This is a genomic window from Paraburkholderia sp. SECH2 (assembly GCF_030464795.1).
GTDB lineage: Bacteria > Pseudomonadota > Gammaproteobacteria > Burkholderiales > Burkholderiaceae > Paraburkholderia > Paraburkholderia aspalathi.
Genome location: NZ_JALPRH010000032.1, coordinates 23,988 through 48,072, shown reverse-complemented (window position 1 = coordinate 48,072; position 24,085 = coordinate 23,988). Strand labels below are relative to the sequence as shown.

The following is a 24,085-nucleotide window of genomic DNA, read 5'->3' as shown; positions in this document are numbered from 1 at the left end:
GTCGAGCACGGCGTTTAGCCGGCCGGCTGATTCACCGCTTGCGCGGGCGCCGCACCGGCCGGCATTTGCGTAGCGGTTGTCGACGCATGCGCGGCCGGCAAGCAGTCCGCACGATACTCGGCTTGCAGCTTTTGCTCTGCCTGCTGCAGATCGCTGGGGTATTCGTCGTCGTCGTTGTTGGGGCTGTAGCCGACCGCTTCCAGCTCGCCAAGCTCGTTCATCAACTGCTTGTGCGTCACTTCGCCCTTGAGCGGTTTGAACGGGTAGTCATTGCATTGCTGCTGCGTGAGCGCCGGCGACGCCATCGCCGATGCGCTGCCGATCAGCAGAAGGGTGGTGACGAGGGTTCTGGTTGCGAGCTTCATTTTCATACCATCCACGATAAGGTTCGAATCGGACCGCAAAGAAAACGGCGGGATGGCATTAGGCTAGTGGAGGCGACCTACCGGAGCGGCGTCGGGAAAATGAAATTTGTTTTATCGTTCCGTCGTCAGTTTTAGCCGCCCTGTGGCGAACTTAAATTTTTCTTCATGAAGCGGATATTCATCCGCTATGCAACTGCGCGTAGCCTGCTGGCAGGCACTTTGGCAAAGCGGCGACACCCGTCGAATCGCACGCCCGTGCTCTGAACGCGCAAGCCGAATATGGCATCATGTCCTTCTACTGATAACCGGTCGCGCCCGCCGCTTGCATCGGTAGAGCTGGCGGTGGCGCATGCAATGATCATGTCGCGAGTACTGACGATCGAAGACGATGAAATTACCGCGAATGAAATTGTCGGTGAGCTGAAAAGCCGTGGTTTTACCGTGGATTGGGTGGCCAATGGCCGCGACGGCATGGCGCGCGCGATCAGCGAAGACTACGACGTGATCACGCTCGACCGCATGCTGCCGGGCGTGGACGGCCTCACGATTCTCACCACCATGCGCAGTATCGGCATTCAAACGCCGGTGCTGATGTTGAGCGCGTTGGGCGATGTGGATGAACGAGTTCGCGGCCTGCGCGCCGGTGGCGACGACTACCTGACCAAGCCGTTCGACCCCGAAGAAATGACCGCGCGTCTCGAGGTGCTGTTGCGCCGCAGTCAAACTCCGGCAGCACCGCTCGAAACCCATTTGCGGGTCGGCCCGCTCGAACTCGATCTGATTTCCCGCAAGGTTCAGCGCGACGGAGAAGAGATCGTCTTGCTGCCCACCGAATATCGCGTGCTCGAATTCATGATGCGGCATGCGGGGCAAACCATCACGCGCACCATGCTGTTCGAAGCGGTGTGGGGTTATCACTTCGACCCGGGCACCAATCTGATCGACGTGCACATGGGCCGGCTGCGCAAAAAAATCGACCCGCCCGGCGTCACGCCAATGATCCAGACCGTGCGGGGCTCGGGTTATATCCTCGCATGAGCAGGGCATTTTGATGGACACAACCTTCCCGGCTCAATCAGCGCTCGGGCGGCGCTGGCATTCCACGACCTTTCGCCTGCTTTCGGTTTACGCCGTCATCTTTTCGCTTTCGGTGATGCTGCTGCTGGGCTATATCGGCTGGGCCGTGACCGGCGACATGGAGCGCGAGACCGATGTGGTGATGGACTGGCAACTGGTCTACTTCGATTCGTTGCCCGACTCCGGCCTTGCCGACGCGATTCACCGCCGTATCGAACATGAGCGCATGCACACCAATTACTACGGCCTGTTCGGGGCCGACGGCAGTCTGCTGGCTGGGGACGTGCTGGTGTATCCGTCGCAACTGCCTATCAATCGTACTGGCAAGACGCTCGATCTCGTGCTCTCGATGGCGCGCAACGACGAGGCGCCGGTGGTCCGCGCCATGGCCGAGCGGCGCAAGGACGGCTCGACGCTCGTCATCGCGCGTGATCTGACGCACATCCTGCGGATTCGCGAGACCATCATCAACGCGCTGGTGGGCGGCGGGATCGTGTGCCTGCTTGCAGGCGTGGCAGGTGGACTGGCGCTGAGCGTGCGGCAGATGCGCCGGCTGAAAGCGATCCGGCGCGTCACGCAGCGTATTGCGCAGGGCGATCTCGCGCAGCGCTTGCCGATCGGTGGACGCGACGAAGTGGATATGCTCGCGCATCTGGTGAACCATATGCTCGCGGAGGTCGAACGCCTTATGAATGAGGTGAAGGGTGCCTGCGACGGTATCGCGCACGATCTACGCACGCCGCTCGCACATGTGCGAACCTTGCTGGCGCATGTGGCGGAGCGCACCGATACGCTCGACGACGCCGCGCTGTCGCAGTTGGTTGAGCGCGCGCGTATCGAGACCGATGCATTGCTCGACCGGTTTCGCGCGATGTTGCGTATCTCCGAGATCGGCACGCTGCAGCGGCGCGGTGGATTCGGCGAAATGCAGTTGGAGACGCTGATGCAGGAAGTCGGTGAACTATATGAACCGCTCGCCGAAAGCCGCTCGATTCAGCTGTCTGTGCATGTACAGACGGTCGATGCGGTTCATGGTGATCGTGCCTTGCTGTTCGAGGCGTTGAGCAATCTGGTGGATAACGCAATCAAGTTCACGCCCGAAGGTGGCGCGGTGCGCATGGAACTTCGACAGACGTCGGCAGGGCCTCAAGTAGACATTGTCGATAACGGGCCCGGCATCGCCGCGGATGAACGCGATGCGGTTCTGCAGCGGTTTTATCGCGGGGAGAGTACGCGGCATCTGGCCGGATCAGGGCTGGGATTGAGCATCGTGTCGGCGGTGATGCGGGTGCATGACTTCGCGATGAAAATCGGCAATGCGCAGCCCGGCACCAGGATTTCCATCGAATGCTGGTCGAGGACGCTCGCATGAAGGTGGTTTATTTCTTTGCTCTGGCAGGGTGGTGAATGCGCGTCCTGTTCGTTGGACCTTCTCATCCGGAAGCGGCGTGGCTGTTCAAGGCGTTGCAGGAGAGCGCCCATAGTCTGCAACGGGCCGACGATCTGCGGGATGGGGTTTTTCTTGCCTCGCAGGAACCGTTCGATGCGATTGTTTTGATGGTGCTCGAAGTTGGGTCTTATTCTGCGTTGCATGGGTTCATTGGGGAGTTTGCTACTGCCGGGAGCGGGGCGGCGATTGTTGCTGTGCTCGGTGCGGCGACCGCTCAGGATCGCACGAAGGTTTTGCGCGCCGGCGCGGATGCGTGCTTTTGCCAGCCTTATTCGTTTATTGAAATGCATGAGCGGATGGCTGCTTTGCAGCGGGTTGGGGGTGGTGGTTTTGCTTCTGCTGTCGCTTCTGTTTTACCGGCTGTGGGTGGGCCATCTTTGGATGCGGCTACCCGGGAGCTTGTTTGTGGCGCCCGGCGTGTTGGCGTGACGCGGCGGGAGTTTCTTCTGCTTGAGTGTTTGCTGAGGCAGGTTAATGCGCCGGTGGCCAGGGATCAGCTGATCCGCTATGCCTGGCCTGAGAAGGAGGACGTCGATCCTTCGAGTGTCAATCTTGTTGTGTCACGGTTGCGGCGCAAGCTTTCGGATGATGTGCCGGAGGTTCGGATTGAGACTGTTAGCCGGTTTGGGTATCAAGTTTCGGTTTTGTGTTTTTGAGGTTTTTTGCCTGCGCGGCGCTTTTGTCTGTGTTCCTGGGGCTTTGGCCTTTCCTTGATTTGTTAGTGGTTTATTAGCGTTGCCCCTGTGCGGGGCGGCACTTACTTTCTTTGCCGCCGCAAAGAAAGATAAGCAAAGAAAGCTAGAAGCCCCTGCTAAGCGGGCACCGTGGTCTGCTGCGGGTAGTGGTGCATCTGGAATCTGTGTTCGTGCCCGTGCATAGGTTTGTGACAAGGGCGTCATACTTCCGGCGGCGCTACGCGCGCCGAAGAGCCGTTCTTAAAACCGATCACTACGTTTTCGCGCTCACGCCTCGCGACCGGGCCGTGGCTCGTCACTGCGCCTACATATCGCGTTGAGGCGGGGTTCCCGCGCGGGTACAGAAGCGCCTCGCCGAGGCGAAGCCGACGGCCCCACAAACCTTAACCGAAGCCGGTGGTTTCCCCTGCATACCCGTCCGCGACGCACGTAGTGCGGAGTGGGAGCTGATGACTCCTTTGTCACTAACGCGGAACGTGGGAGAGCACGGATTCCAGTCGCACCACTACCCGCAGCAGACTACGGCGCCCACTTAGCATTAGCGGTTTGAGCTGCTTTCTCTTGCCTACTTCTCTTTGCAGCCGGCAAAGAGAAGTAGGTGCCGCCCCGCACAGGGGCAACGCTAATAGACCACTAACAATGCAAGGAAAGGCCAAAGCCCCAGGAACACTGACAAAAAGCGCCGCGCAGGCAAAAAAAACTCAAGCAAATCCCAACACCGTAGACAAACAGACAACACCCCGCTCCGCAAGTCAGGTCAACGGCTCGCTCATGAAAACCCTACAAAAAAACTGAAAGTCTGTATTGCAGACGCGGCGATTTCTGACCTCGATATATTCGTCCAGTGGTCACACTGCATAAAAAGTCTCCACAGCTATCAGGCATCCTCAATTAAATGAAAGGTGATTCATGAATCAGAAGATGAAGCTGACCCACTTGGTCGTGGCACTACTGTGCGTCGGCGCAGTCTCCACCGCCCATGCGCAAAGCAGCGTCACCCTCTACGGGCTGCTCGACACGGGTATCGACTTCGCCAGTAACGTGAACGGCAACCATCTCTATCAAATGGCCAGCGGCGTCAGCGCAGGTAGTCGCTGGGGCCTCAGAGGCAAGGAATATCTCGGCGCCGGGCTCTCCGCTGTGTTCGACCTGGAAAGCGGCTTCAATTCGACTAACGGCAGCTTGGGAAGTGGTCTGGCTTTTTCCCGTAATGCGTACGTTGGCCTCGCCAGTCAGACGGCCGGTACGGTCACTCTCGGGCGGCAGTGGGATCCGATCGTCGATCTCATCGAGCCGTTCTCGCTCAACGATAGCTACGGCGGCTGGTATTTTTCCCACCCCAATGACATGGACAACCTCGATAACGGCTTCGCCATCAGTAATTCGGTGAAGTACACGAGCCCCACCATCGGGGGCTTTACGGGCGAAGCCCTTTATTCGTTCGGCGGCCAGGCCGGGCAGTTCTCGAATGACTCCGCCTATAGCGCGGCAGCGTCCTATACGAACGGACAGTTCTCGATGGGGGCGGGCTATCTGCGCGTCAACGATCCGGAGACGGCAATCCAGAGCTATCAGAACGGCTCGGGCTTTACCAACGCGGTGTACGGCAACTATCTGGCCAATGCCCGCAGTCAAGGCATCTTTGCCGCGGGTGCGTCCTATCAGATCGGCAAGTTCAAGGTGATGGGCAACTTCACGAACGTGAATTTCCAGCAGGGCGATGCAGGACAGGACGTCAAATTCCAGAACTATGAAATTGCCGGTACCTTCGCGGCAACCGGTCAGCTGAATCTCGCAGCAGGCTACACCTACACGGATGGCCGCGATCACGCGACCAATCAGGAACCGAAGTATCAGCAGCTCAACCTGAGCGCAGAGTACGAATTGTCGAAGCGCACGGCGGTCTATGCGCTCGCCGCACTACAGAAAGCCAGTGGCGGCGCCGTCGCGCAGATCGCCGGCTTCGATCCGTCGTCTGACGGCAAGCAGGTAGTGGGACGCGTGGGCATTCGACACTCGTTCTAAAGCATCAGAATCAGGTGAAAGAGCGCGCTGCCCGAAGGGGTAGCGCGCTCTTTTTTGTTCACGAACCAAAATAGATATTGCAGTAACTCGGTGGCCCGACACAGTTGTCGGCGCTGGTGGAGGGCGACGTTGTCGCGCATCCGGATAACAGGAATCCGGCTGCAGCAGCGGCAACGGCAAACGAGGCCGTTCGTTTGATCGCGGTGCGAAGAGTCATTGATGTCAGGGCAGGAAATGCAGCGTGCTGCGTTTAGTGATAGATCTCAGTGTGCGTAAAGCGTCGAGTTCAAATAGGCGAGCTGTCCGTCCTTCTCCGCATGAACGAGTTCCTGATAAACCTGCGCACGCGTCTTCTCGCCGGTCGCCTGGCCGTAAGGCGGCATCCACGACCCAGCCGCGTTGACCGCGGCGGTGCTGGTCGCTGCTACCTGCATGGTCGGTGCGGCGTTCTGTTGCGCCGGCGAAGGCGCCGTGGTCGATTGAGCGAAAGCGGAGGCCGTTGCGGTTGCACCGATGAAAGCGATGGCGAGCGTCAGAGATTTCATGTTCGTAATCCTCACAAATCAAATTGGATGGAACCGATGCGCGAACCGCAATGCATTCGTGGATCGGTTGATAAGAAGGATAGTGACCTGGCGTTAGCGGATCGGCGGTGTGCGCATGAAAAGATATTTATCCGTTGGAGCGCCGGCGATCCGATGATTCTTGGGCTTGTCCGGTACATGTCATGAACATAAAAAACGTTTCATGAATCGACCGGTTTTGATCACGGGTATGTCACCACGCAAATCTACATTGCGGCTACCCGCACGGTGTGCGGGATCGGTCCGTCAATGCGCGGATCGGCGCCTTCTCTTACCCGGAATCAAACATGAACAAAGCATTGGCAACCACACTCGTCGCGCTGGCCGGCACCTTCGGCGCGGCGGCGCACGCACAAAGCAGCGTCACGCTCTACGGCACACTCGATACCGGCATCGACTACATCAGCAATCAGAAAACGGCTTCAGGCGGCAAAAGCAACTGGATGATGGAAAGCGGCAATATCAGCACCGACCGCTGGGGTCTGCGCGGTAACGAGGACCTGGGCGGGGGCTTAAGCGCGGTCTTCGATCTGGAGAACGGCTTTAATATCGACAGCGGCAAATTTTCCAACGGCGGCGATGAATTCGGCCGGCAGGCATGGGTCGGCATCGCGAGTAAGCAGTGGGGCACGGTGACCATGGGGCGGCAATACGACTTCCTGGTCGATTTCGTCGCGCCGCTTTCGGCCACAGGTTCGGGCTTCGGCGGCAATATCGCCGATCATCCGTTCGATAACGACAACCTCAACAACGATCTGCGCATGAACAACGCGCTGAAATTCCGCAGCGCGACTTATGACGGCTTCACAGTCGGCGGCGCTTATGCGTTCAGCAATGCGGCCGGTGGCTTCAGCAATAACAACGCCTATAGCCTCGGTGCGCAATGGGCGGGCGGTCCGTTCAATCTGGCGCTCGCGTACCTGCAGGTGAACCAGCCGGGCGGCGTCAATCAACCCGCCAACACCGGCGGCGCGGTGAGCAGCAGCGATGGCGACGCGACCTTCACCGGCGTGCGCCAGCGCATCCTCGGCGCGGCAGGGCGCTATACATTCGGCGCGGCGACCGTCGGTCTAGTTTTCACGCGGACCATGCTCGACGACCCGCATCAGATCACGCAGGGTGGCGCGTATGCCACGCTCAACGGCGATATGCTGACCTTCAATAACTACGAACTGAACGCGCGCTATGCCATCACGCCGGCGTTCACGCTGGGCGGCTCGTACACGTTCACCGACGGACATTTCAGCGACGACGGCAGGAGCGTCGCACCGAAGTGGAATCAGTTCATGCTGCAGGCGGATTACGCCCTGTCACGCCGAACCGATCTGTATCTGGAGGGCGTCTATCAACATGTGTCGGGGGCGGACGGTATTGCGGTGCTCGGTAATGCGTCGATCTATTCGCTAGCGGCTTCGTCGAGCGATCGGCAGGCGGTTGTGGCGGTGGGGATACGGCATAAGTTCTGAGCACCGCACACGCACTGAAAGGAAATCGTAATCGCGCCTGGAAGGCAAACGTCGCCGGTGAAGAACCGGCGACGTTTTTTAACGGCATGGGTGGATTCAACTGAAAGATTCAACCCGCAGTTTCACTCAGCGGACGCGAGCACCTTCGGATGCACCGCTTGCGCACTTGCTGCCTGAACGGCAGGCGAGCCCTTAGCGCCGTCCGCTGACCAACCGCCGCCCAAGGCCTCAATCAGCCCCACCGAGGCCAGCAGGCGCCGCGTATTGAGGTTCAATGCGTCGATCTGGGTCGTGAGTTCGGTAGTCTGCGCGGTCACGACATCCAGATAGCTGACCACGCCGTCGCGATAGCGCGACATCGAGAGTGTCAACGTGCGTTGCGCGGCGACCAGCGCCTCGTTCTGCTGCGTGGCTTCGTCGCCGAGATGATGCAATTGCGCGAGGTTGTCTTCGACCTGCTGGAAGGCGAGCAGCACGGCGGCCTTGTACTTCGCGCCGTTCTCGGCGAGGTTCGCGCGCGCCTGCTGCGTGATTGCCTCACGGCGGCCGCCGTCGAATAGCGTGAGCATCAGGCTCGGTCCGACCGACCAGATTTCGTTCGGCGCCATCAGCCACGGCGAAAGCGTGTCGCTCTGATAGCCACCGTCGAGGCCGAGCGAAATGTCCGGGAAGAAGGCGGCCTTGGCCACGCCGATTTGCGCATTGGCCTCGGCAACGCGCCGCTCGGCCGCCGCGATGTCGGGACGCCGTTGCAGCAGTGCTGCGGGTACGCCGGTTGGAATCGACGGCAGGTACGTCGTTTCGATTTCCGGCGCGAGTGTGAAATTCGACGCGGGCGCGCCGGTCAGGCTGGCGATCGCATGCTCGTACAGCGCGCGGCGTGCGGCGATGTCGTCGGCGGAAGCGCGTGCGGTGTCGAGCTGCGTCTGCGCACGCGAGACGTCGAGGTCGGATGCAATGCCACCCGCGTGACGGCTTAACGTGAGTTTGAGCGCGTGCTGGTAGGTGTCGATCGTATCGTTGAGCAGTTGCTGCTGTTCGTCCAGTCCGCGCAGATTGAAGTACGCGCTTGCAAGATTCGCCTGCAGGCTCAAACGTACCGACTCGAGATCGGCCTCGCTCGCCTGCAGCGCCGAGCGTCCCGCCGACACCTCGTTGCGGATCTTGCCCCACAGGTCGAGGTCATAGCCGATGCCGACGTCGACCGTATTCGCGCCGTACACCGCGGGCTGACCCACGCCACGCAGCGGGCGGTTGTCCGATTGCCTTTGGCGTTCGACCGACGCTTCGGCGCCGATGGTCGGAAACAAGCCCGAGCGGGCTTGCGACAGATAGGCGGTGGCCTCGTCGTGGCGCGCCATCGCCGCGGCCACGTCCGGGTTGGCGGCGGCCACCTTAACCTCGAGATGGTCGAGTACCGGATCGCGATACACCGTCCACCACGCGTCGCGCGGCACGCGGTCGGCGGGTCGGGCGAGCTGCCATGCGCCACCTTCCTTGAACGTCGTTGGGATGCTGGTGGCCGGCGCCTGGTAGGTCGGCGCGAACGAGCAGCCGCTCATCAGCGCCGCGGCCGCCAACGCGATGCAGATGCGGCGTTTATCCATGAGCGCTCTCCGCCGGCCGACGCGCGGCGAGCGACGTGTCCGTCGCACCGGCCGGATTGCCCGCGAGCCGCACTTCATCGCCCGAGGCAAGCGAGTCGGGCGGATTGTCGATGACACGGTCGGCTGGATTCAGACCTGAGGCGATCTCGACGTGCGTACCGAGATCGGTGGCGATCGATACCGATTTGAGCACCGCGCGGTTGTCGTGGCCGACCACGGCGACCTGCAAACCGTTCTGCCGGAAGATGAGCGAGCTGGCCGGGATCGACAAGGCATGCGAGTTGGTCGGCAGCGCAAAATGCACCTCGGTGTATTCGCCGGGGATCAGCAAACCGTTTTGATTGCCGACCGCGAGTTGCACCAGCAGCGTGCCGGAGGAGGGCGTGATCGCATCGTCGGTGTCGACGAGTTTGGCGTTGAACTTCACGCCGGGGCGTTCGGGCACGGTGAGCGTGGCGGTCATGCCGGGTTTGATGGCGGCCGCCTCGTCCTGCGGCACGCTCACGTAGACGCGCAATTGACGTGCGTCCGACACGGAAAACAGTTCGGGCCCATTGCCGCCGCCCGCATTGATGAGCGCGCCGATATCGGTGGTGCGCGCGGTGACGATGCCGTCGAATGGGGCAGTGATGCGCTTGAACGATTCGAGCGCTTCGAGACGCCGTACATTGGCTTCCGCCGCAGCTACGGTTGCCTGCTTGGCCACGAGGTCGCTGGTCTTTTCATCGGCGTCCTGCTGCGAGACCGAATCCTGTTGCAGCATCCTGGTCCAGCGGGTTGCCGTGGAGGCCGCGAGTTTTTCGTTAGCCACCGAGTTCTGCAAATCGGCGCGAGCCTGCAGCAATTGCTGATCGAGGTCGGGCGTGTCGATCACCCCAAGCAACTGGCCGGCTTTGACGTGCGTGCCGATATCGACGTACCACGCATGCAGATAACCCGACACGCGTGCGTAAATCGGCGCGTTGACGAAGGCGGACAGCCGTCCGGGCAACACCAGCGCCTGCGCATCGAGGTCGTGTTTGGGTGTGTATGCAATCACCGTGGGCACGGCTTGCTGGGCTGACCAGGTGGTGAGTTCCTGCTTCGCATGCACGCGGCTGGCAATGCCGCTCGTCACAATGCCCGCTGCCACCAGCAGCGCGACGATGCCGACCAGCTTCAGATGACGCAGCCGCTTGGGCGAATTGATCTCGATCTCAGTGGACATGATGGACTCCGGGTTCGGATGATGAGTGATCGTGCGAGGGGTCGTTGGATGAGTTGCGCGACGGGCCGTGCGATGGATCGTGACCAGCGGCATCGCGCCGATGCACGAGGCTGAACACGACCGGTACGAACAGCAGCGTGGCGAACGTCGCGCAGATCAGGCCGCCGATCACCGCGCGGCCGAGCGGCGCGTTCTGCTCGCCGCCGTCGCCGAGGCCGAGCGCCATCGGCGCCATGCCGATAATCATCGCGAGCGCTGTCATCAGCACCGGCCGAAAGCGCGTGAAGCCGGCCTCCATCGCGGCGACCAGCGCATTGCCGGTCACCGCCAGCCGTTCGCGGGCGAAGCTCACCACCAGAATGCTGTTGGCGGTCGCGACGCCCATGCAGAGAATCGCACCGGTCAGCGCGGGCACGGAGAGCGGTGTATGCGTGGTGAACAGCATCCACACGATGCCGGCTAACGCCGCGGGCAACGCCGTGACGATTACGAACGCGTCGCTCCACGAATGGAAATTCACGACAATCAGCAGATAGATCAGCAGAATCGCGCCGACCAGACCTAGCGACAAACCGAGGAACGCGCTGTTCATCGTTTGCACCTGGCCGCGCAGCGTGACGATCGAGCCCTTCGGCACATCTTTCGCGGTTGCATGGACGATGTTCTGAATCTTCGCCGCAACGGCGCCGAGATCCTGACCTTGAGTGGTCGCGAACACGTCGTAGAGCGGTTCGATGTTGTAGTGCGACACCACCGCATTGCCGACGCCGCGTGAAATGGTCGCAATGCCGCCGAGAATCTGCGCCTGGCCGCTCTTGCCGGTCACGGGCAGGTTGTTGAGATTCGACAGGGACGTCATGCGGTATTGCGGGGTCTGCGCGACGATCGGATACGACACGCCGTTCTTCGGATTCAGCCAATACGTCGGCGATACCTGGCTCGTGCCGGAAAGACTCGCTACCACGGAGTTGGTCACGTCCTGTTCGGTAATGCCGAGTTGATCGGCGCGCGAGCGGTCTACCGACACGGTGAACTGCGGATACGTCGACGCCTGCTGGATGCGCGTATCGGCAATGCCGGGAATCATGCGCATGCGTCGCATCACTTCGCTGGCGTAGCGATGATTGGCCGCCTGGTTCGGCCCCGCCACCTGCAAATCGATTGGCGCGGGGGCACCGAAATTCAGAATCTGACTGACGATATCGGCCGGCAGGAACGCGAAGGTCGTTCCCGGGAATTGACGCGGCAGCGTTTCGCGCAGTGTGTGCACGAAGCCGGCGATGGGGGCGTGGTTCTCGTTCAGCGAGATCAGAATGTCGCCGTCTTGCGGTCCGGTCGTGCCGCTGTTGTTATAGGTCAGGTTGATGCCGCTATTGGGCAGTCCGATGTTGTCGACAATACTGCGCAACTGGTCCGGCGGAATCGCGCGGCGCACGGTGTTCTCGATCAGATCGAACTGCGCGGCGGTATCTTCGATCCGCGTGCCGATCGGTGCGCGCACATGGATCGCAATTTCGCCGGAGTCGATATCGGGGAAGAAATTGCGTCCCAGCCACGGTGCGAGCAGGAACGACGCGCCCACGACGATCAGGAATCCCGCGACGAAACGCTTGCGATGCGTGAGCGCAAGGCCGAGTACGATCCGGTACACGCTGCGCACGCGCTCGAAACGATGTTCGAAGCCGCGTTGAAAGCGCACCAGCGGATTGCGCGACGGCGCCGGATGCGAGTGGCCGCCATGCGTGTCCATCACCGCGGCCAGTTCGCCGGAGGCGTGACCGCCCGATGCATGCGGACGCAACAGGTATTGCGCCAGCATCGGCACGAAGGTGCGCGAGAGGATGAACGACGCGATCATCGCGAAGATCACCGCTTCGGCCATCGGCACGAACAGGAAGCGCGCGATACCGTCGAGCAGCAGCATCGGGACGAACACGATGCAGATGCAGAGCAGCGAAACGAAGGCGGGCGCGACGATTTGCGCGGCGCCGTCCATGATCGCGCTGCGTACGTCCTTGCCCTGTTCGAGATGCCAGTTGATGTTTTCGATCGTGACGGTGGCGTCGTCGACCAGAATCCCCACCGCGAGCGCGAGACCGCCGAGCGTCATCACGTTGAGCGTTTCGCCCATGGCGGCGAGGCCCGCAATCGCTGCCAGTACCGCCAGCGGAATCGACGCCGCGATGATCAGTGTCGAGCGCCAGCTGCCGAGGAACAGCAGGATCATCAGTGAAGTGAGCGCGGCGGCGATCACGCCTTCACGCGCCACGCCACTCACCGCGCCTTTCACGAAGGTCGATTGATCGCCCATCGTCACGAGCTTCAGTCCGGGCGGCAGCGTTGCCTCGATGCGCGGCAATTGCGCCTTGACGCCGGCGATGATGTCGAGCGTCGACGCCGAGCCGTTCTTTAGAATACTCATCAGCACCGCACGATGACCGTCCACGCGCACCACGTTGCCTTGCGGCGGATAGCCGTCGCGCACGTGAGCCACATCGCGGATATAGATCGTGGCGCCGTCCACCGTCTTGATCGGTAGCGCGTTCAGTTCGTCGAGCGCGAGCGGGCTGTTGTTGAGCTTGATGTTGTATTCGAAGCGGCCGATCTTTTCGGTGCCCGCCGGAATGATCTGATTCTGCTGGGCGAGGGCGGTGGCGACGTCGTTGGCCGAGAGCTTTTTTGCCTGCAAGGCTTGCGGATCGAGATCGATCTGTACTTCGCGGGTCTTGCCGCCATACGGCGTCGGAATCGCCACGCCAGGCACGCTCAGCAATTGCGGGCGAATGAAGTTGGTCGCGTAGTCGGCGAGTTTCTGCTCGTCAAGTGTATTGCTGGTCAGCGCCAGTTGCAGCACCGGCACCGTGGACGCGTTGTAGTTGAGAATCTGCGGCGGCGTGGTGCCGGGCGGCATCTGCTTGAGCACCGTCTGTGAAACCGAGGTCACCTGCGCGGTGGCGGTGCGGATATCCACAGTCGGCTGAAAGAAGATCTTGACGATGCCGTAGCCGCGAAACGATTGTGACTCGATATGCTCGATGTCGTTGACTGTCGTGCCGAGCGTGCGTTCGTAGTAGGTGACGACGCGTCCGGACATGTCGTCCGGTTGCAGGCCGGCGTAGTTCCAGACCACACTGATCACGGGAATGCGGATGTCGGGAAAGATATCCGTCGGCGTGCGCAACGCGGCAAGCGGGCCGATCAACAGGATCAGCATCGCAAGCACGATGAACGTGTAGGGCCGGGTCAAAGCCAACCGGACTATTTTTAACATCGAAGGCTGCTCCGTTCAGAGGCGCGATTGAATCTGCGCGGGCGTGTGGCGGTTAGGGCTCGCACCAATGGTGCGGCTCGGTAACGGCATTCTGGAGAGCGGGTCCTAACAGGCGCGGACTAAACAAATGAAACTAGTTTTAGGAAGCCTGGAGGGTGTGCGCGATTGCGTTGAAAGCCGCGTTGCAACGGCTTTAGCGCTGCATGCAGCGCTAAAGCTCCGTCAGAAAACCTGCGAATGGGGCGGCGTCAGCCGAACAGATAGCCTGAGCCTCGAATGGTGCGAATCAACGGACGCTCGCCGGGCGTCTCGACTTTCTTGCGCAGACGGCCTACGTGTACGTCAATCAGGTTGGTGCCGGGGTCGAACCGGCAGCCCCACACGGCTTCGAAAATCATCGTGCGCGTGAGCACCTGGCCGGCGTGGCGCATCATGAATTCGAGCACGCGGAATTCGGTGGGTTGCAGATCGAGTTCGCGCTGCCGGTAGGTGACTTTGCGGCGCACGAGATCGAGTTCCAGTGCACCGTTGCGCAGCAGCGTTTCAGCTTTGGCATGACGTGGGCGGCGGCGCAACAGCACTTCCACGCGCGCGAACATTTCCTCGGGTGAGAACGGCTTCGTCAGATAGTCGTCGCCGCCGGCGCGCAGACCTTGAATGCGTTGATCGACGTCGGACATCGCACTCATCACGAGCACTGGCGTTTCCATGCCGACGCCACGCATCGTCGCCACGATGGTCAGGCCGTCGAGATCAGGCAGCATGCGGTCGAGCGTGACGACGTCGTAGTTGCCCGCCATCACTTTCGCCATGCCTTCGCGGCCGGTGCGCGCCACGTCAACAGAGAAACCGCTTGCGCTGAGCGTGCGCACGATGTCGTGGGCGATCAACTCGTCGTCTTCGATCGTCAGTATTTTGGGCATGATGCGCGGGCCCGGTTCAGGCCACCGCCCGCAAGGCAACCGGGCGGTCCGGCGCGCGATACTGGCTGACCGCGAAGTCGATGAAACTGCGCACACGCATCGACAGGTAATTGCGGCCGGAGTAGAGGATCGACACCTGGCGCGGGCCGCCGTTGATTTCGAACTGTTCGAGCACGGGGACGAGCGAACCTTGCGCAAGATCGTCGGCGATGATCGGCAGCGGCAGCAACGCGATACCCATATGGTTGAGCGCGGCCACGCGCACCATCGCGCTGCTGGTGGCGGTGAGCGCGCTGCCGGTGTTGACGCGATAGATGCCGTCGGCGTCGGCGAACTCCCAGGCACGCGACGAACCGTCGGAGACCGTCAACAAGCCGTGGCGGTTCAACGCCGACGGATCGCGAGGGGTGCCGTGACGCGCCAGATAGGCGGGGGACGCGACCGTCATTTCATGGACGCTGGTCAGCGTGCGACTCACCAAAGATGAGTTGGCAAGTCGGCGGTCGTCGGAGAAACACACATCGAAGCCACCTTCCACGAGATCGATATGCGTGTCGAACGTTGTCACGTCGAAATCCACGCGTGGATGCAGCGTGCGATACGCCGCCAGCAATGTGCCCAGGCCGGCGGTCGCGAACGTCATCGGCGTGGCGATGCGCAACGTGCCCTGCGGATCGCGTGTGGTCTCCAGCAGGTTCGATTCCATCTCGTCGAGCTTCTCGATGATCGTGCGGCAGCCGTCGAGATACTCGCGGCCCACATCGGTCAGCGAAAGGCTGCGTGTAGTGCGGTTTAGCAGGCGCATGTTCAGATGCGCTTCCAATGTGCCGACGCTGCGAGTGACCGCCGCCGCCGACATGCCTAACTGTCTCGCCGCAAGATTGAAGCTGGCAAGATCGACCACCCGTGTGAAGACACGCATCGCTTGTAGCTGGTTCATGTTGGAACAGTAGAGAAGGACGATGGCTGCATCATCGGCGATCGCGGATAAAACGGCACGCCCAGGTGGATTAAGTCTTTTTTAATTTTGTGCAATGTTCATGAACTGCGCGGGCAAAGCTGCATCCCGGTGCGTTCGTGAACGATCAGCAAGACTAAGCGACGCGCAAAAAAGAGCGCGGCCAGAGCCGCGCTTCGGAAAGAGACCTGAATGAAAGTAACCGCTATGGGGCGGCGGGGGAAGTATAGATGCGGAGCGCCGCGAGGTGCATGCGTTCTCTGAAACGCAGTGCTACGCGAAACGCAACAAGCGGTAGCCATTCGCGAACCGGCTGAATCAACTGATCCAGCCGGTTCAGCCGATTCAATTGAGCATGCCGTGTACTTCGAGCGAGGCTTCCAGCTGCTGGGTCAACGCGTGATGCAGTCTGGCAAGGCTCTCGGTGGGGAGTGCAAAACCGGCCCAGCCCAGGCCGGAATGCCGCAGGAACAGCACGGCGCCGTCGTGCAGCGGATGTTTTTCGGCGTGCCAGCACGGATCGATTTCAATCACGTACTGATGGGCGCGCAGGGGTTCCTTCGGTACTTCCGGGCGCATCGTGGCGCGCAGCGCGCTGAGGTGCTCGATCACGGCATCCAGATCGGCCGTTTCGAGCAGTACCGCACGGTCCTCGATGGCGATGCGAACCGCGTTCTGTCCGTATTCGTTGACTCTCTCGATGCTCATGGGGCGCGACATATCTCTGCTCCTTGCTGCTCTTACGGTGAGCAAATTATGGCGCCGCCTCTCTTAACCAGGTCTTAAAGAGCGCGATCAAGGGATGAAACTTTGTTTAAGGAAACCGCCTGGCACGATTTCCGCCGCAGCGCACAATCGTCTGACATTTTCCCTGCGTGCAGGTCAATGACCGGTGCATTGGTCATATGTAAAAGAGGCCGGATGTTTCAATATAGAAACATTTTTAGTCGTGTGGGAAATTAGTGTCGAAATGCTTAATCGGGAATGTTTCGATAAGTGTGCGGTTTGCCGCATTGGCACTGCCGATAAATTCCCGATTTGCGAATAAAAGCCTGATTGAATGTTCATTATTTGCGAGGTTTCGATTTCACGTTTGAAACATTTCTGTATGTGATTTCGATGAATCGCCATCGCGAATCCGGCAAGCCGTGCTGCGTCGGCGCGCCCGAGTAGAAGCCTTGAGCGTGGCTCTGTGCAAGGTTCTTCGACCTTCTGATGGTCAGACAGGCTGCTGCGGCCCGTTGCTATGCCGACTCATATGCCGACGGTCATATGAAACACACAATAATGGATTTCGTCGTACATCGAATTTCTCAATACGGATTTGTTTTTCAAATTTACTATAGGGCGGCATTCAGCTAACATCACGCATAATCCGTTAAGCGGCGTTGCCGGTGGTTTTCATCCGCCGTAATTCAATTCGTCCATATCGTCCGGCCGACGGGGCAGCGGGGTCTACAATGTACGACAGCTTGGGGAAGATCATGCCGCACTTGCATCTGGATACTGCGAGGATTACCTGGTTACATACGCCGACGCTAAACGTGCGTAGTGCAGCGCGGCGAATCGGCGTGTTGCTGTTCGACGGCTTCTGGCTGCTCGGGCCTGGCACGGTAGTCGAGATGTTCCAGACCGCCAACGAACTCTCGGGCTCGCGGGCTGGCGAAGAGCCGCCTTACGAAGTGCAGTTTCTGTCGATGGACGGGGGCAGCGTCGCGAGTTCTTCGTCGGCGCGGATCTGGACCGATCGTATCGACACACGTTATGGCAGCGGTTTCGACGTGCTGTTCATCGCAGGGGGCTACGGCGCGCACGAGGCCGCGCTCGACGAACGCTTGCTGGGCTGGTTGCGATCGGTGCAAACGCGCACCCGTGCGATCGAGACGATCGGCGAGGGCCGTCTCGTGCTGGAAGCAGCGGGTCCCGCGGAGCATGACGGCTTGCAGGTGAATCGCTATCTGGGCAGTGCCGCGGCCGATGCCGTGCGTAGCGCAGCCAACGATCGTAACGACTGCGCGCGCAGCGCGCTGATGTTCATCAAACGCGATCTTGGCGCGGAGCTGGCGCGCAGCGTCGCCGATCGGGTGATGCCGGGTATGGCCGCGACCTGGGTGCCACTGCCGGCTGAGGGCGGCACGCTCAGCGTCGCCGAGAAAATCCGTGCCGCCGCGCGCTGGATGGAGGCGAATTGCGATCGTCCGGTGTCAGTTGCCGACGCAGCGCAAGTGGCGGCGATGAGCGAACGCAATTTTCTGCGGCGTTTCAAGCATGAAATGCAGGTCACGCCTTCTGATTATCTGCTGCAGGTGAGGCTGCGTATTGCCTGCAACTTCCTGACCGAAACCGAACTACCGGTCGACAAGATCGCGCGCCGCAGCGGCACCGGCAACGGCGATCGCCTCGCGAAGATATTCCGCAAGCGTATGGCGCTGTCGCCCACCGAATATCGCGCGCGCAGCCGGGTGGCGACAGAGGCGTAAGCTTGAGCAGGCGCCGTGCAGATGGTGCAACTCAGGGTGCGACCTGGAGCGGGCGGGCGCGTGCGCTGCGGCGTGTGTAGCCGTGCGTGCACCGGTGCGTGCGTCGGCGGTCGTGTTTTCTGCTGGCTGGCTTCTTACGAGCATAGTGGCCATGGGCAACAAGGTAATGGCGACAGCATTGCCGGAGGTGAAACTCATCGAGCCCGAGGTGTTTTGCGACGAATTTGGCTTCTGTTTCGAGAGCTTCAGCGCGGATGAGTTTACCGACGACGTCTCGCAAGGTTTCAATTTCGTGCAAGACCGTCATTTGCGGGCAGTGCGTGGCGTGTTGCGCGGCTTGCACTATCAGGTGCATCGGCCGCAAGGTCGGCTCGTGCGCGTGGTGGTGGGAGAGGTGTTCGACGTCGCCGTGGACGTGCGGCTCAATTCGCCGACCTTCGGCAAATGGAGCGGCGCATACCTGAGCGCGGCCAATCATCGGCAGGTGTGGGTGCCGCCGGGTTTCGCACACGGTTTCGTCGTGCTGTCCGACGTCGCCGAATGCCTGTGGAAGACCACCGAATACTGGTTTCCCGAACTCGAGCGCTGCATCTTGTGGAGCGATCCTGACATCGGTATCGACTGGCCAATTGAAATCGAGCCGATCCTCGGCGCGAAGGACGCAGCGGGCCGGCGTCTTTACGAGGCGGAAAATATCGCCTGAGTGCTGCGCATGCACATGCTCATTGACATGCGCACGCAGCGGTTCAACGCCTTGTTCAGCGTGTCGCCACCACGGCGCCCACGCTCGCCGCAACCACCAGCAGCGTACCTGCGATCTGCAAGACCCCCATCGGTTGATGCAGCACCACGAAGCCGGCCAGCGCGCCGATCGCCGGTTCGACACTCATCAGTATCCCGAACGATGAGGCTGGCATATGCCGTAACGCCACCATTTCCAGCGCATAGGGTAACAGTGGGACCAGCAACGCTAGGCCCGCGGTTGCGGCGATCTGTCCTGCGGCGATGTGTATGCCGCTTTGCGCGAAGCCAAACGGCGTGGCAACCAGCGCCGCTGCGATCAGCGACACCGACAATCCTTCGAGTCCGGCGAACAGCGTGCCGGTCTTTTTCATCAACACGATATAGCTGCCCCAGCCGAGCGCGGCCCCGAACGCGAGCAATACGCCGAGCGGCTCGCCGATCCAGCCCGCGCGATCGCGCGAGAGCAGCAGCACGCCGGCAATCGCCAATGCAGGCCACAGTAACGCTCGCGCGCGGCGTACCGCGAAAGTCGCTACGGCGAGCGGCCCGAGAAAATCGATCGCGACGGCGAGCCCCAATGGAATCCGCTGAAGCGCCGCGAAAAAGCACAGCGTCATGCCGGCCATCGCGGCGCCCAACGCACTGGCCGCGAGCCAATGCGAGCGCGAGTAGGTGAAGAAACGCGGGCGCACCAGCAACGCAAGCACGACGGCCGCCCAGCAAAGACGCAACCAGGTGGTGCTGAGCGAGCCGTACTCGGCCATCGTCGGCGCGGAGAGCGCGGCGCCGAACTGCACGCTCGACATGGACAGCACGCACAGGAGGGCTGCGCCGGCTGCGGCACTGGCGGGCTTCACGGATGCTGATGTTGGCACAGGATTCAGCGCCGGTTTGATGGTGGTGTCCTGCATCTTGGCCTCGTTACCGCTCTTCGGATGGGGTGGCAGCTATCTTATCGGTGCAGGCGGTATTAAGATAAGTTGATATTTCTTATGACCACTTCAAGAAACGTGATGACCCGAGATCTCGACAGCAGTCTCCTGCGCGCGTTCGTCACCGTGGCGGAAGCCGGCGCCGTGGGTGTGGCGGCGGCCCGCCTGGCCCGCACCCAGGCGGCGGTGAGCATGCAATTGCGCCGGCTCGAAGAAGAGTTGGGGCAGCGTTTGCTCGACCGCTCGCCGCGTGGCGTGCAACTCACCGAAGCAGGGCATCTGCTGCTGCCGTTCGCGCATACGATCCTCGGCGCGGGCGCCGATGCGCGGCGGGCGCTGAGCGCGGGGCAGGTGTCCGGCACGGTGCGGCTCGGCATGCTGGAAGACATCGCGGTTGGTCGGCTGCCGCGCGCGTTGCGGCGCTTTTCGATCGCTTATCCGCAGGTGGCGCTGGAGATCGTGGTCGATACCAGCTCGGCGTTGTCGAGCCGGCTTGTGGACGGCGGCCTCGACGTGGTGGTGGGAGACCCCGCGCTGGTCGAGTCGGTACCGCTGCTGACGTGGACGCAGCCGCTCTTCTGGGTCGGCGCACGCGGGTTCAGCCGCGACGGTGACGCCGTGCTGCCGGTGGTTGCGTTCGGCGGCGCGTGTCTGTGGCAGCAACAGGTGTTGACGGCGCTGCGGCGCGCGGGGATTGCGTGGCGCATTGTGTGCACCAGCACCAGTTTGCCGGCGGTGCAGTCGGCCGTGGAAGCGGGGCTCGGTGTGTCCGTGCTGCTCGATGGCAATATCCGCTCGGAGTCGATGCGCGTGCTCGGCCAGGCCGATGGATTGCCCGATGCGCCAACCGCCGATTTTGGACTCTTCATGCGACCGGTTTCCGGTGCGCAGGCGGCCGCTGTGCAGACATTGCAGACGTTCCTGTGCGAGGAATTGCATCTTGGCTTGCGCGAGAGCGAGCCGCTTGTGGCTCCGGTGGGTTAGAGCGCGGACAAGCTGCGTCGACAACATGCTGGCACGCAGGTCGGCAGGCACATCCCATGTGAGTTTTTACGACATTTTTTCTTGAGACGCCTACGCGTGAAATCTACACTTCGTGCATCTTGATAGCGCGAGGTGCTCAACGTGAAGCGACGTGCAACGACGCAGCAATCCGTCCGTATCGATTACGTGTGTCACGGCGTAGGCCGTGTCGAACTGCGCCGCTTCGATCCATCGCGCGATTCTTATGTCGCGTTGACCGCGCTGCTGCATCGCGCTTTCACCCGACTCGGTGCGATGGGGCTCAATTGCACCTGTGTGGATCAAACGGTGGAAACGACACGCTCTCGCGCGACGCGGGGCGATTGCTATGTGGCGGTCTGCGAAGGACGCATTGTCGGCACGATGACGCTGTATGCGCCGGACCGTGAGTCGTTGTGCGATCTATACAGGCGCGACGATATTGCCAGCTTGCGCCAGTTCGGCGTGGAGCCGGTATGGCAGGCGCGTGGCATCGGTACGCTGTTGATCGCTTTCGCCGATCACTGGGCCGCGACGCGCGGCTACGCGGAGCTCGCGCTCGATACGCCGCAGCCGGCTGCACATCTCATTACGTTTTACAGAGGGCAGGGGTTTCGCATTGTCGATTTCGTACGCTTTGACGGCAAGCACTACGACAGCGCGATCTTGAGCAAGCCGCCGGTAGCGACGCGCACGCTCGCGAACTGGTCGCACAGATTGACCGTACCGACGAGGATCGCGCGCGCGGCATGATGAAGGTGCGCTGGCGATAAAAACCCCGGTGCGGGCAGCAACTATTGCAATACCGTGTGGCAAGTATTGCAACGCGCTGCTGATCCACGCACCGGGGCGGGTGTTTCTTCTTACCTGTTCGATGCGGAGGTCAGCGTCGCATCACGCCCATCAGCAAGGTGACGAGGAAGATCACCACGAAGATGAAGAACAGGATCTTGGCGATTTCCGTCGCGCCTGCGGCAATGCCGCCGAAGCCGAATACCGCGGCGATGATCGCGATGATGAAGAAGATTACAGCGTATCGAAGCATGGGGCCTCCCACCGATGGATTGCTGGATCGAAGTTGAAAACGGCTACTCGTTGTGGGCACTGCGTGCTTTGACGGGTTGTTGCCGGCGAGCGATATACAGCAATAGGTGTGCCCAGCAGCAGGACGAACAGGGCCGCTCCTGATCCGCGAGCTGGAACTCAATCAGCTGATGATCTTCGAACGCGTTCTGGAAACGCGCTTCGTCGTGCCGCCGCCTCATATAATTCGGAACCCTTATAAAGCGATTGATCGATGCCGATTCGTTTGGCTCGTGATTGCCTTGATCTGGGGAATTCAGCGTGCGTTGAACGGGCACGCTCCACGACGAAACCCATCCCGCCACCGGCGTCACTGTCGCGTTGCTGCAACAACGCGGCATCCGCGTATCCGCAGAGTCGCAGAACGCCGAACTGATCACGGAAATCGAAACCCCAATCCAGCAAGGCAGACATACACAGTCAATTTGAACGGGTAGTTCATGATATTGCCCGCACCACGTCGAATCCACCGATAACGTTTGCGCGGCCTTAATCTGCGGGCTATGCCACTTGAGCGAATGAAGCAGGGAAAATGTTAATTATAATTTAACATTTACAGATTTTAAAAATGATTGGCTCAAATTTAACGCTTTCATAAACATTCGGAAAACGTTTGCGCCGGTTTAATCCCCCGGCTTGGGCGGCAACAACCCCGCTTCACGGTTGCCACGGCCGCCGCGGAGCCGCCACATAGGGGAAAATCCATTGTGAGATAAGGTGAAATACGCGTTAGAATGCGCGTCGATTCACCATCAATGGCTGCTCGCTCAAACGACGCTCACGTGAATCCAGTCGGCAGTTATTGCATCCGATCGAATCGTTCCCGGCGCATATGGGAACTGCCAGTAATTATCGGCGATGGGCAAATCGGATCTGTAAATATCGGGGTGCGATGTTAACGCGTGCTTCGCATTACCTGTCGCAAATAAAACATTCAAATAAAGATCGAGGGCATATGCCAACGAGGGTTCTGTCGATTTTCGGCACGCGGCCGGAAGCCATCAAAATGGCGCCGCTGCTCAAACAACTGGAAGCCGATGCCGGCGTCGAGTCGGTGGTCTGCGTCACAGGCCAGCATCAGCAGATGCTCGATCAGGTACTCGATCTGTTCCAGATCAAACCGCATCACAACCTCGCCCTGATGACCGGCAACCAGACGCTCAACGGTCTGGCTTCGCGTCTCATCGCGTCGCTCGACGACGTGCTCGCAAGCGTTCAGCCGGATCGCGTGCTGGTGCACGGCGATACGACCACCGCGTCCGCGGCGGCGCTGGCCTCGTTTCATCGGCGGATTCCGATCGGTCACGTCGAAGCGGGGCTGCGTACCGGCAACCTGATGCAGCCGTGGCCGGAGGAAATGAACCGCCGCGTGGTCGATGTCATGAGCGATCTGATGTTTGCGCCCACCGCGAGCTCGAAAGCGAACCTCGCGCACGAAGCGCTGCACGGCGGGATCATCGTAACCGGCAATACGGTGATCGACGCACTGAACCTCACCACCGCGCGCATCGACAGCGACGCGGCGCTGCGCGCCGAGCTGGACGCGCGCTTGCCGTTCCTCGACGGCGCGCTGCCGGTGTTGCTCGTCACGGGCCATCGCCGCGAGAGCTTCGGTGCGGGCTTCGCGAATATCTGCGCGGCACTCGCGGATCTGGCGAAGACTAACAAGGTCCAGATCGTCTATCCGGTGCATTTGAATCCGAACGTGCGCGGGCCGGTGCAGGAAACCCTCGGCACGGCGCGCAACGTGCATCTGATCGATCCGCTCGACTATCTGGGTTTTGTGCGTCTGATGCAGCGCGCCTCGATCATTCTCACCGACTCTGGCGGCGTGCAGGAAGAAGCGCCCGCGCTCGGCAAACCGGTGCTGGTGATGCGCGACGTGACTGAGCGTCCGGAAGCGGTGGCGGCCGGCACGGTACGCCTCGTCGGCACGGAGCGCGAAGCGATCGTCCGCGCGGTGACGGGCTTACTTGACGACGCAGGCGAGCGCGACGATTTCGCGCATCGCGTCAACCCATACGGCGACGGCCATGCATCCCAACGGATTGTGGCGGCGTTGACCGGACGTCCGTTCGACGAGTTCGTAAGTGGCGGCATCGATGGGACGGGGCAGGTTCCGCACACACAATGCGCAAAAGCCGTGCAATAGCGCCGCGCGGGCCGCAGTTCCAGACAATCCATGCAGTGCGAATCAGCTTCACTGTTTGCGCGCT

20 protein-coding genes are annotated in these 24,085 nt (G+C 61.0%); 10 read left to right on the top strand and 10 right to left on the bottom strand.

What is annotated here, in order from left to right; all coding sequences use genetic code 11:
• Positions 1-14: 14 nt before the first annotated feature.
• The gene (locus tag M0D66_RS33575; protein ID WP_200621589.1) at positions 15-365 is read right to left on the bottom strand and encodes a DUF4148 domain-containing protein; all 351 of its coding nucleotides are present in this window, start codon (positions 363-365) and stop codon (positions 15-17) included.
• Positions 366-725: 360 nt separating this feature from the next.
• Between M0D66_RS33575 and M0D66_RS33570 the strand changes: the two genes are divergently transcribed.
• The 4 genes from M0D66_RS33570 to M0D66_RS33555 all read left to right on the top strand — a co-directional run bounded on the left by M0D66_RS33570 (position 726) and on the right by M0D66_RS33555 (position 5,612).
• Positions 726-1,403 (top strand): response regulator transcription factor, encoded by a 678-nt coding sequence (locus M0D66_RS33570; protein WP_200621590.1) that lies wholly within the window; start codon positions 726-728, stop codon positions 1,401-1,403.
• Positions 1,404-1,416: 13 nt separating this feature from the next.
• Entirely contained in the window at positions 1,417-2,814 is a 1,398-nt protein-coding gene (locus tag M0D66_RS33565; protein WP_200653219.1) for a HAMP domain-containing sensor histidine kinase, read from the top strand.
• Between the two features lie 35 nt (positions 2,815-2,849).
• Positions 2,850-3,548, top strand: coding sequence for a response regulator transcription factor (locus M0D66_RS33560; protein ID WP_093647190.1), 699 nt, complete (start codon positions 2,850-2,852; stop codon positions 3,546-3,548).
• A 966-nt stretch (positions 3,549-4,514) separates the two neighbouring features.
• Positions 4,515-5,612 carry a porin gene (locus tag M0D66_RS33555; RefSeq protein WP_200653229.1) on the top strand — a complete coding sequence of 366 codons (1,098 nt, stop codon included), beginning with the start codon at positions 4,515-4,517 and terminating at the stop codon, positions 5,610-5,612.
• A gap of 263 nt (positions 5,613-5,875) precedes the next feature.
• On the opposite strand, the gene M0D66_RS33550 is transcribed toward M0D66_RS33555, so the two are convergent.
• A complete protein-coding gene (locus tag M0D66_RS33550) occupies positions 5,876-6,157 on the bottom strand; it encodes a DUF4148 domain-containing protein (protein ID WP_200653218.1) in 282 nt (93 codons plus the stop codon).
• Between the two features lie 326 nt (positions 6,158-6,483).
• Here M0D66_RS33550 and M0D66_RS33545 point away from each other — a divergent pair, with 326 nt between their 5' ends.
• The gene (locus M0D66_RS33545; RefSeq protein ID WP_200653217.1) at positions 6,484-7,662 is read left to right on the top strand and encodes a porin; all 1,179 of its coding nucleotides are present in this window, start codon (positions 6,484-6,486) and stop codon (positions 7,660-7,662) included.
• Positions 7,663-7,784: 122 nt separating this feature from the next.
• Here M0D66_RS33545 and M0D66_RS33540 read toward each other — a convergent pair whose 3' ends face one another.
• From M0D66_RS33540 to M0D66_RS33515, 6 genes are all read right to left on the bottom strand, one after another.
• Positions 7,785-9,269, bottom strand: coding sequence for an efflux transporter outer membrane subunit (locus tag M0D66_RS33540; protein WP_200653216.1), 1,485 nt, complete (start codon positions 9,267-9,269; stop codon positions 7,785-7,787).
• Positions 9,262-10,476, bottom strand: coding sequence for an efflux RND transporter periplasmic adaptor subunit (locus M0D66_RS33535; protein WP_200653215.1), 1,215 nt, complete (start codon positions 10,474-10,476; stop codon positions 9,262-9,264). The genes M0D66_RS33540 and M0D66_RS33535 overlap by 8 nt, the downstream gene beginning before the upstream one ends.
• Positions 10,466-13,747 carry an efflux RND transporter permease subunit gene (locus tag M0D66_RS33530; protein ID WP_200653214.1) on the bottom strand — a complete coding sequence of 1,094 codons (3,282 nt, stop codon included), beginning with the start codon at positions 13,745-13,747 and terminating at the stop codon, positions 10,466-10,468. The genes M0D66_RS33535 and M0D66_RS33530 overlap by 11 nt, the downstream gene beginning before the upstream one ends.
• Before the next feature lie 248 nt (positions 13,748-13,995).
• Positions 13,996-14,670: a response regulator transcription factor gene (locus M0D66_RS33525; protein WP_200653213.1), complete on the bottom strand. Its 675-nt coding sequence runs from the start codon at positions 14,668-14,670 to the stop codon at positions 13,996-13,998.
• A gap of 16 nt (positions 14,671-14,686) precedes the next feature.
• Positions 14,687-15,610, bottom strand: coding sequence for a LysR family transcriptional regulator (locus M0D66_RS33520; RefSeq protein WP_093647019.1), 924 nt, complete (start codon positions 15,608-15,610; stop codon positions 14,687-14,689).
• A gap of 363 nt (positions 15,611-15,973) precedes the next feature.
• Positions 15,974-16,348, bottom strand: coding sequence for a hypothetical protein (locus M0D66_RS33515; RefSeq protein ID WP_093647021.1), 375 nt, complete (start codon positions 16,346-16,348; stop codon positions 15,974-15,976).
• A 764-nt stretch (positions 16,349-17,112) separates the two neighbouring features.
• Between M0D66_RS33515 and M0D66_RS33510 the strand changes: the two genes are divergently transcribed.
• Both M0D66_RS33510 and rfbC read left to right on the top strand, forming a co-directional pair.
• On the top strand, positions 17,113-18,108 hold the full coding sequence (locus tag M0D66_RS33510) for a GlxA family transcriptional regulator (protein WP_093647069.1): 996 nt from the start codon (positions 17,113-17,115) through the stop codon (positions 18,106-18,108).
• Between the two features lie 151 nt (positions 18,109-18,259).
• Complete coding sequence (rfbC, locus tag M0D66_RS33505; RefSeq protein ID WP_093647023.1) at positions 18,260-18,811, top strand: dTDP-4-dehydrorhamnose 3,5-epimerase; 552 nt, start codon at positions 18,260-18,262, stop codon at positions 18,809-18,811.
• 55 nt (positions 18,812-18,866) lie between these two features.
• On the opposite strand, the gene M0D66_RS33500 is transcribed toward rfbC, so the two are convergent.
• Entirely contained in the window at positions 18,867-19,763 is an 897-nt protein-coding gene (locus M0D66_RS33500; RefSeq protein ID WP_200652175.1) for a DMT family transporter, read from the bottom strand.
• A gap of 102 nt (positions 19,764-19,865) precedes the next feature.
• Here M0D66_RS33500 and M0D66_RS33495 point away from each other — a divergent pair, with 102 nt between their 5' ends.
• Positions 19,866-20,768 (top strand): LysR substrate-binding domain-containing protein, encoded by a 903-nt coding sequence (locus tag M0D66_RS33495; protein WP_234487764.1) that lies wholly within the window; start codon positions 19,866-19,868, stop codon positions 20,766-20,768.
• Between the two features lie 141 nt (positions 20,769-20,909).
• The gene (locus M0D66_RS33490; protein ID WP_200621567.1) at positions 20,910-21,539 is read left to right on the top strand and encodes a GNAT family N-acetyltransferase; all 630 of its coding nucleotides are present in this window, start codon (positions 20,910-20,912) and stop codon (positions 21,537-21,539) included.
• 130 nt (positions 21,540-21,669) lie between these two features.
• Here the strand turns inward: M0D66_RS33490 and M0D66_RS33485 are convergent, their stop codons facing one another.
• Positions 21,670-21,831: a DUF1328 domain-containing protein gene (locus M0D66_RS33485; RefSeq protein WP_042324250.1), complete on the bottom strand. Its 162-nt coding sequence runs from the start codon at positions 21,829-21,831 to the stop codon at positions 21,670-21,672.
• Between the two features lie 993 nt (positions 21,832-22,824).
• On the opposite strand from M0D66_RS33485, the gene wecB reads away from it, so the two are divergent.
• On the top strand, positions 22,825-24,021 hold the full coding sequence (gene wecB / locus M0D66_RS33480; RefSeq protein ID WP_200652172.1) for a non-hydrolyzing UDP-N-acetylglucosamine 2-epimerase: 1,197 nt from the start codon (positions 22,825-22,827) through the stop codon (positions 24,019-24,021).
• Positions 24,022-24,085 lie beyond the last annotated feature (64 nt).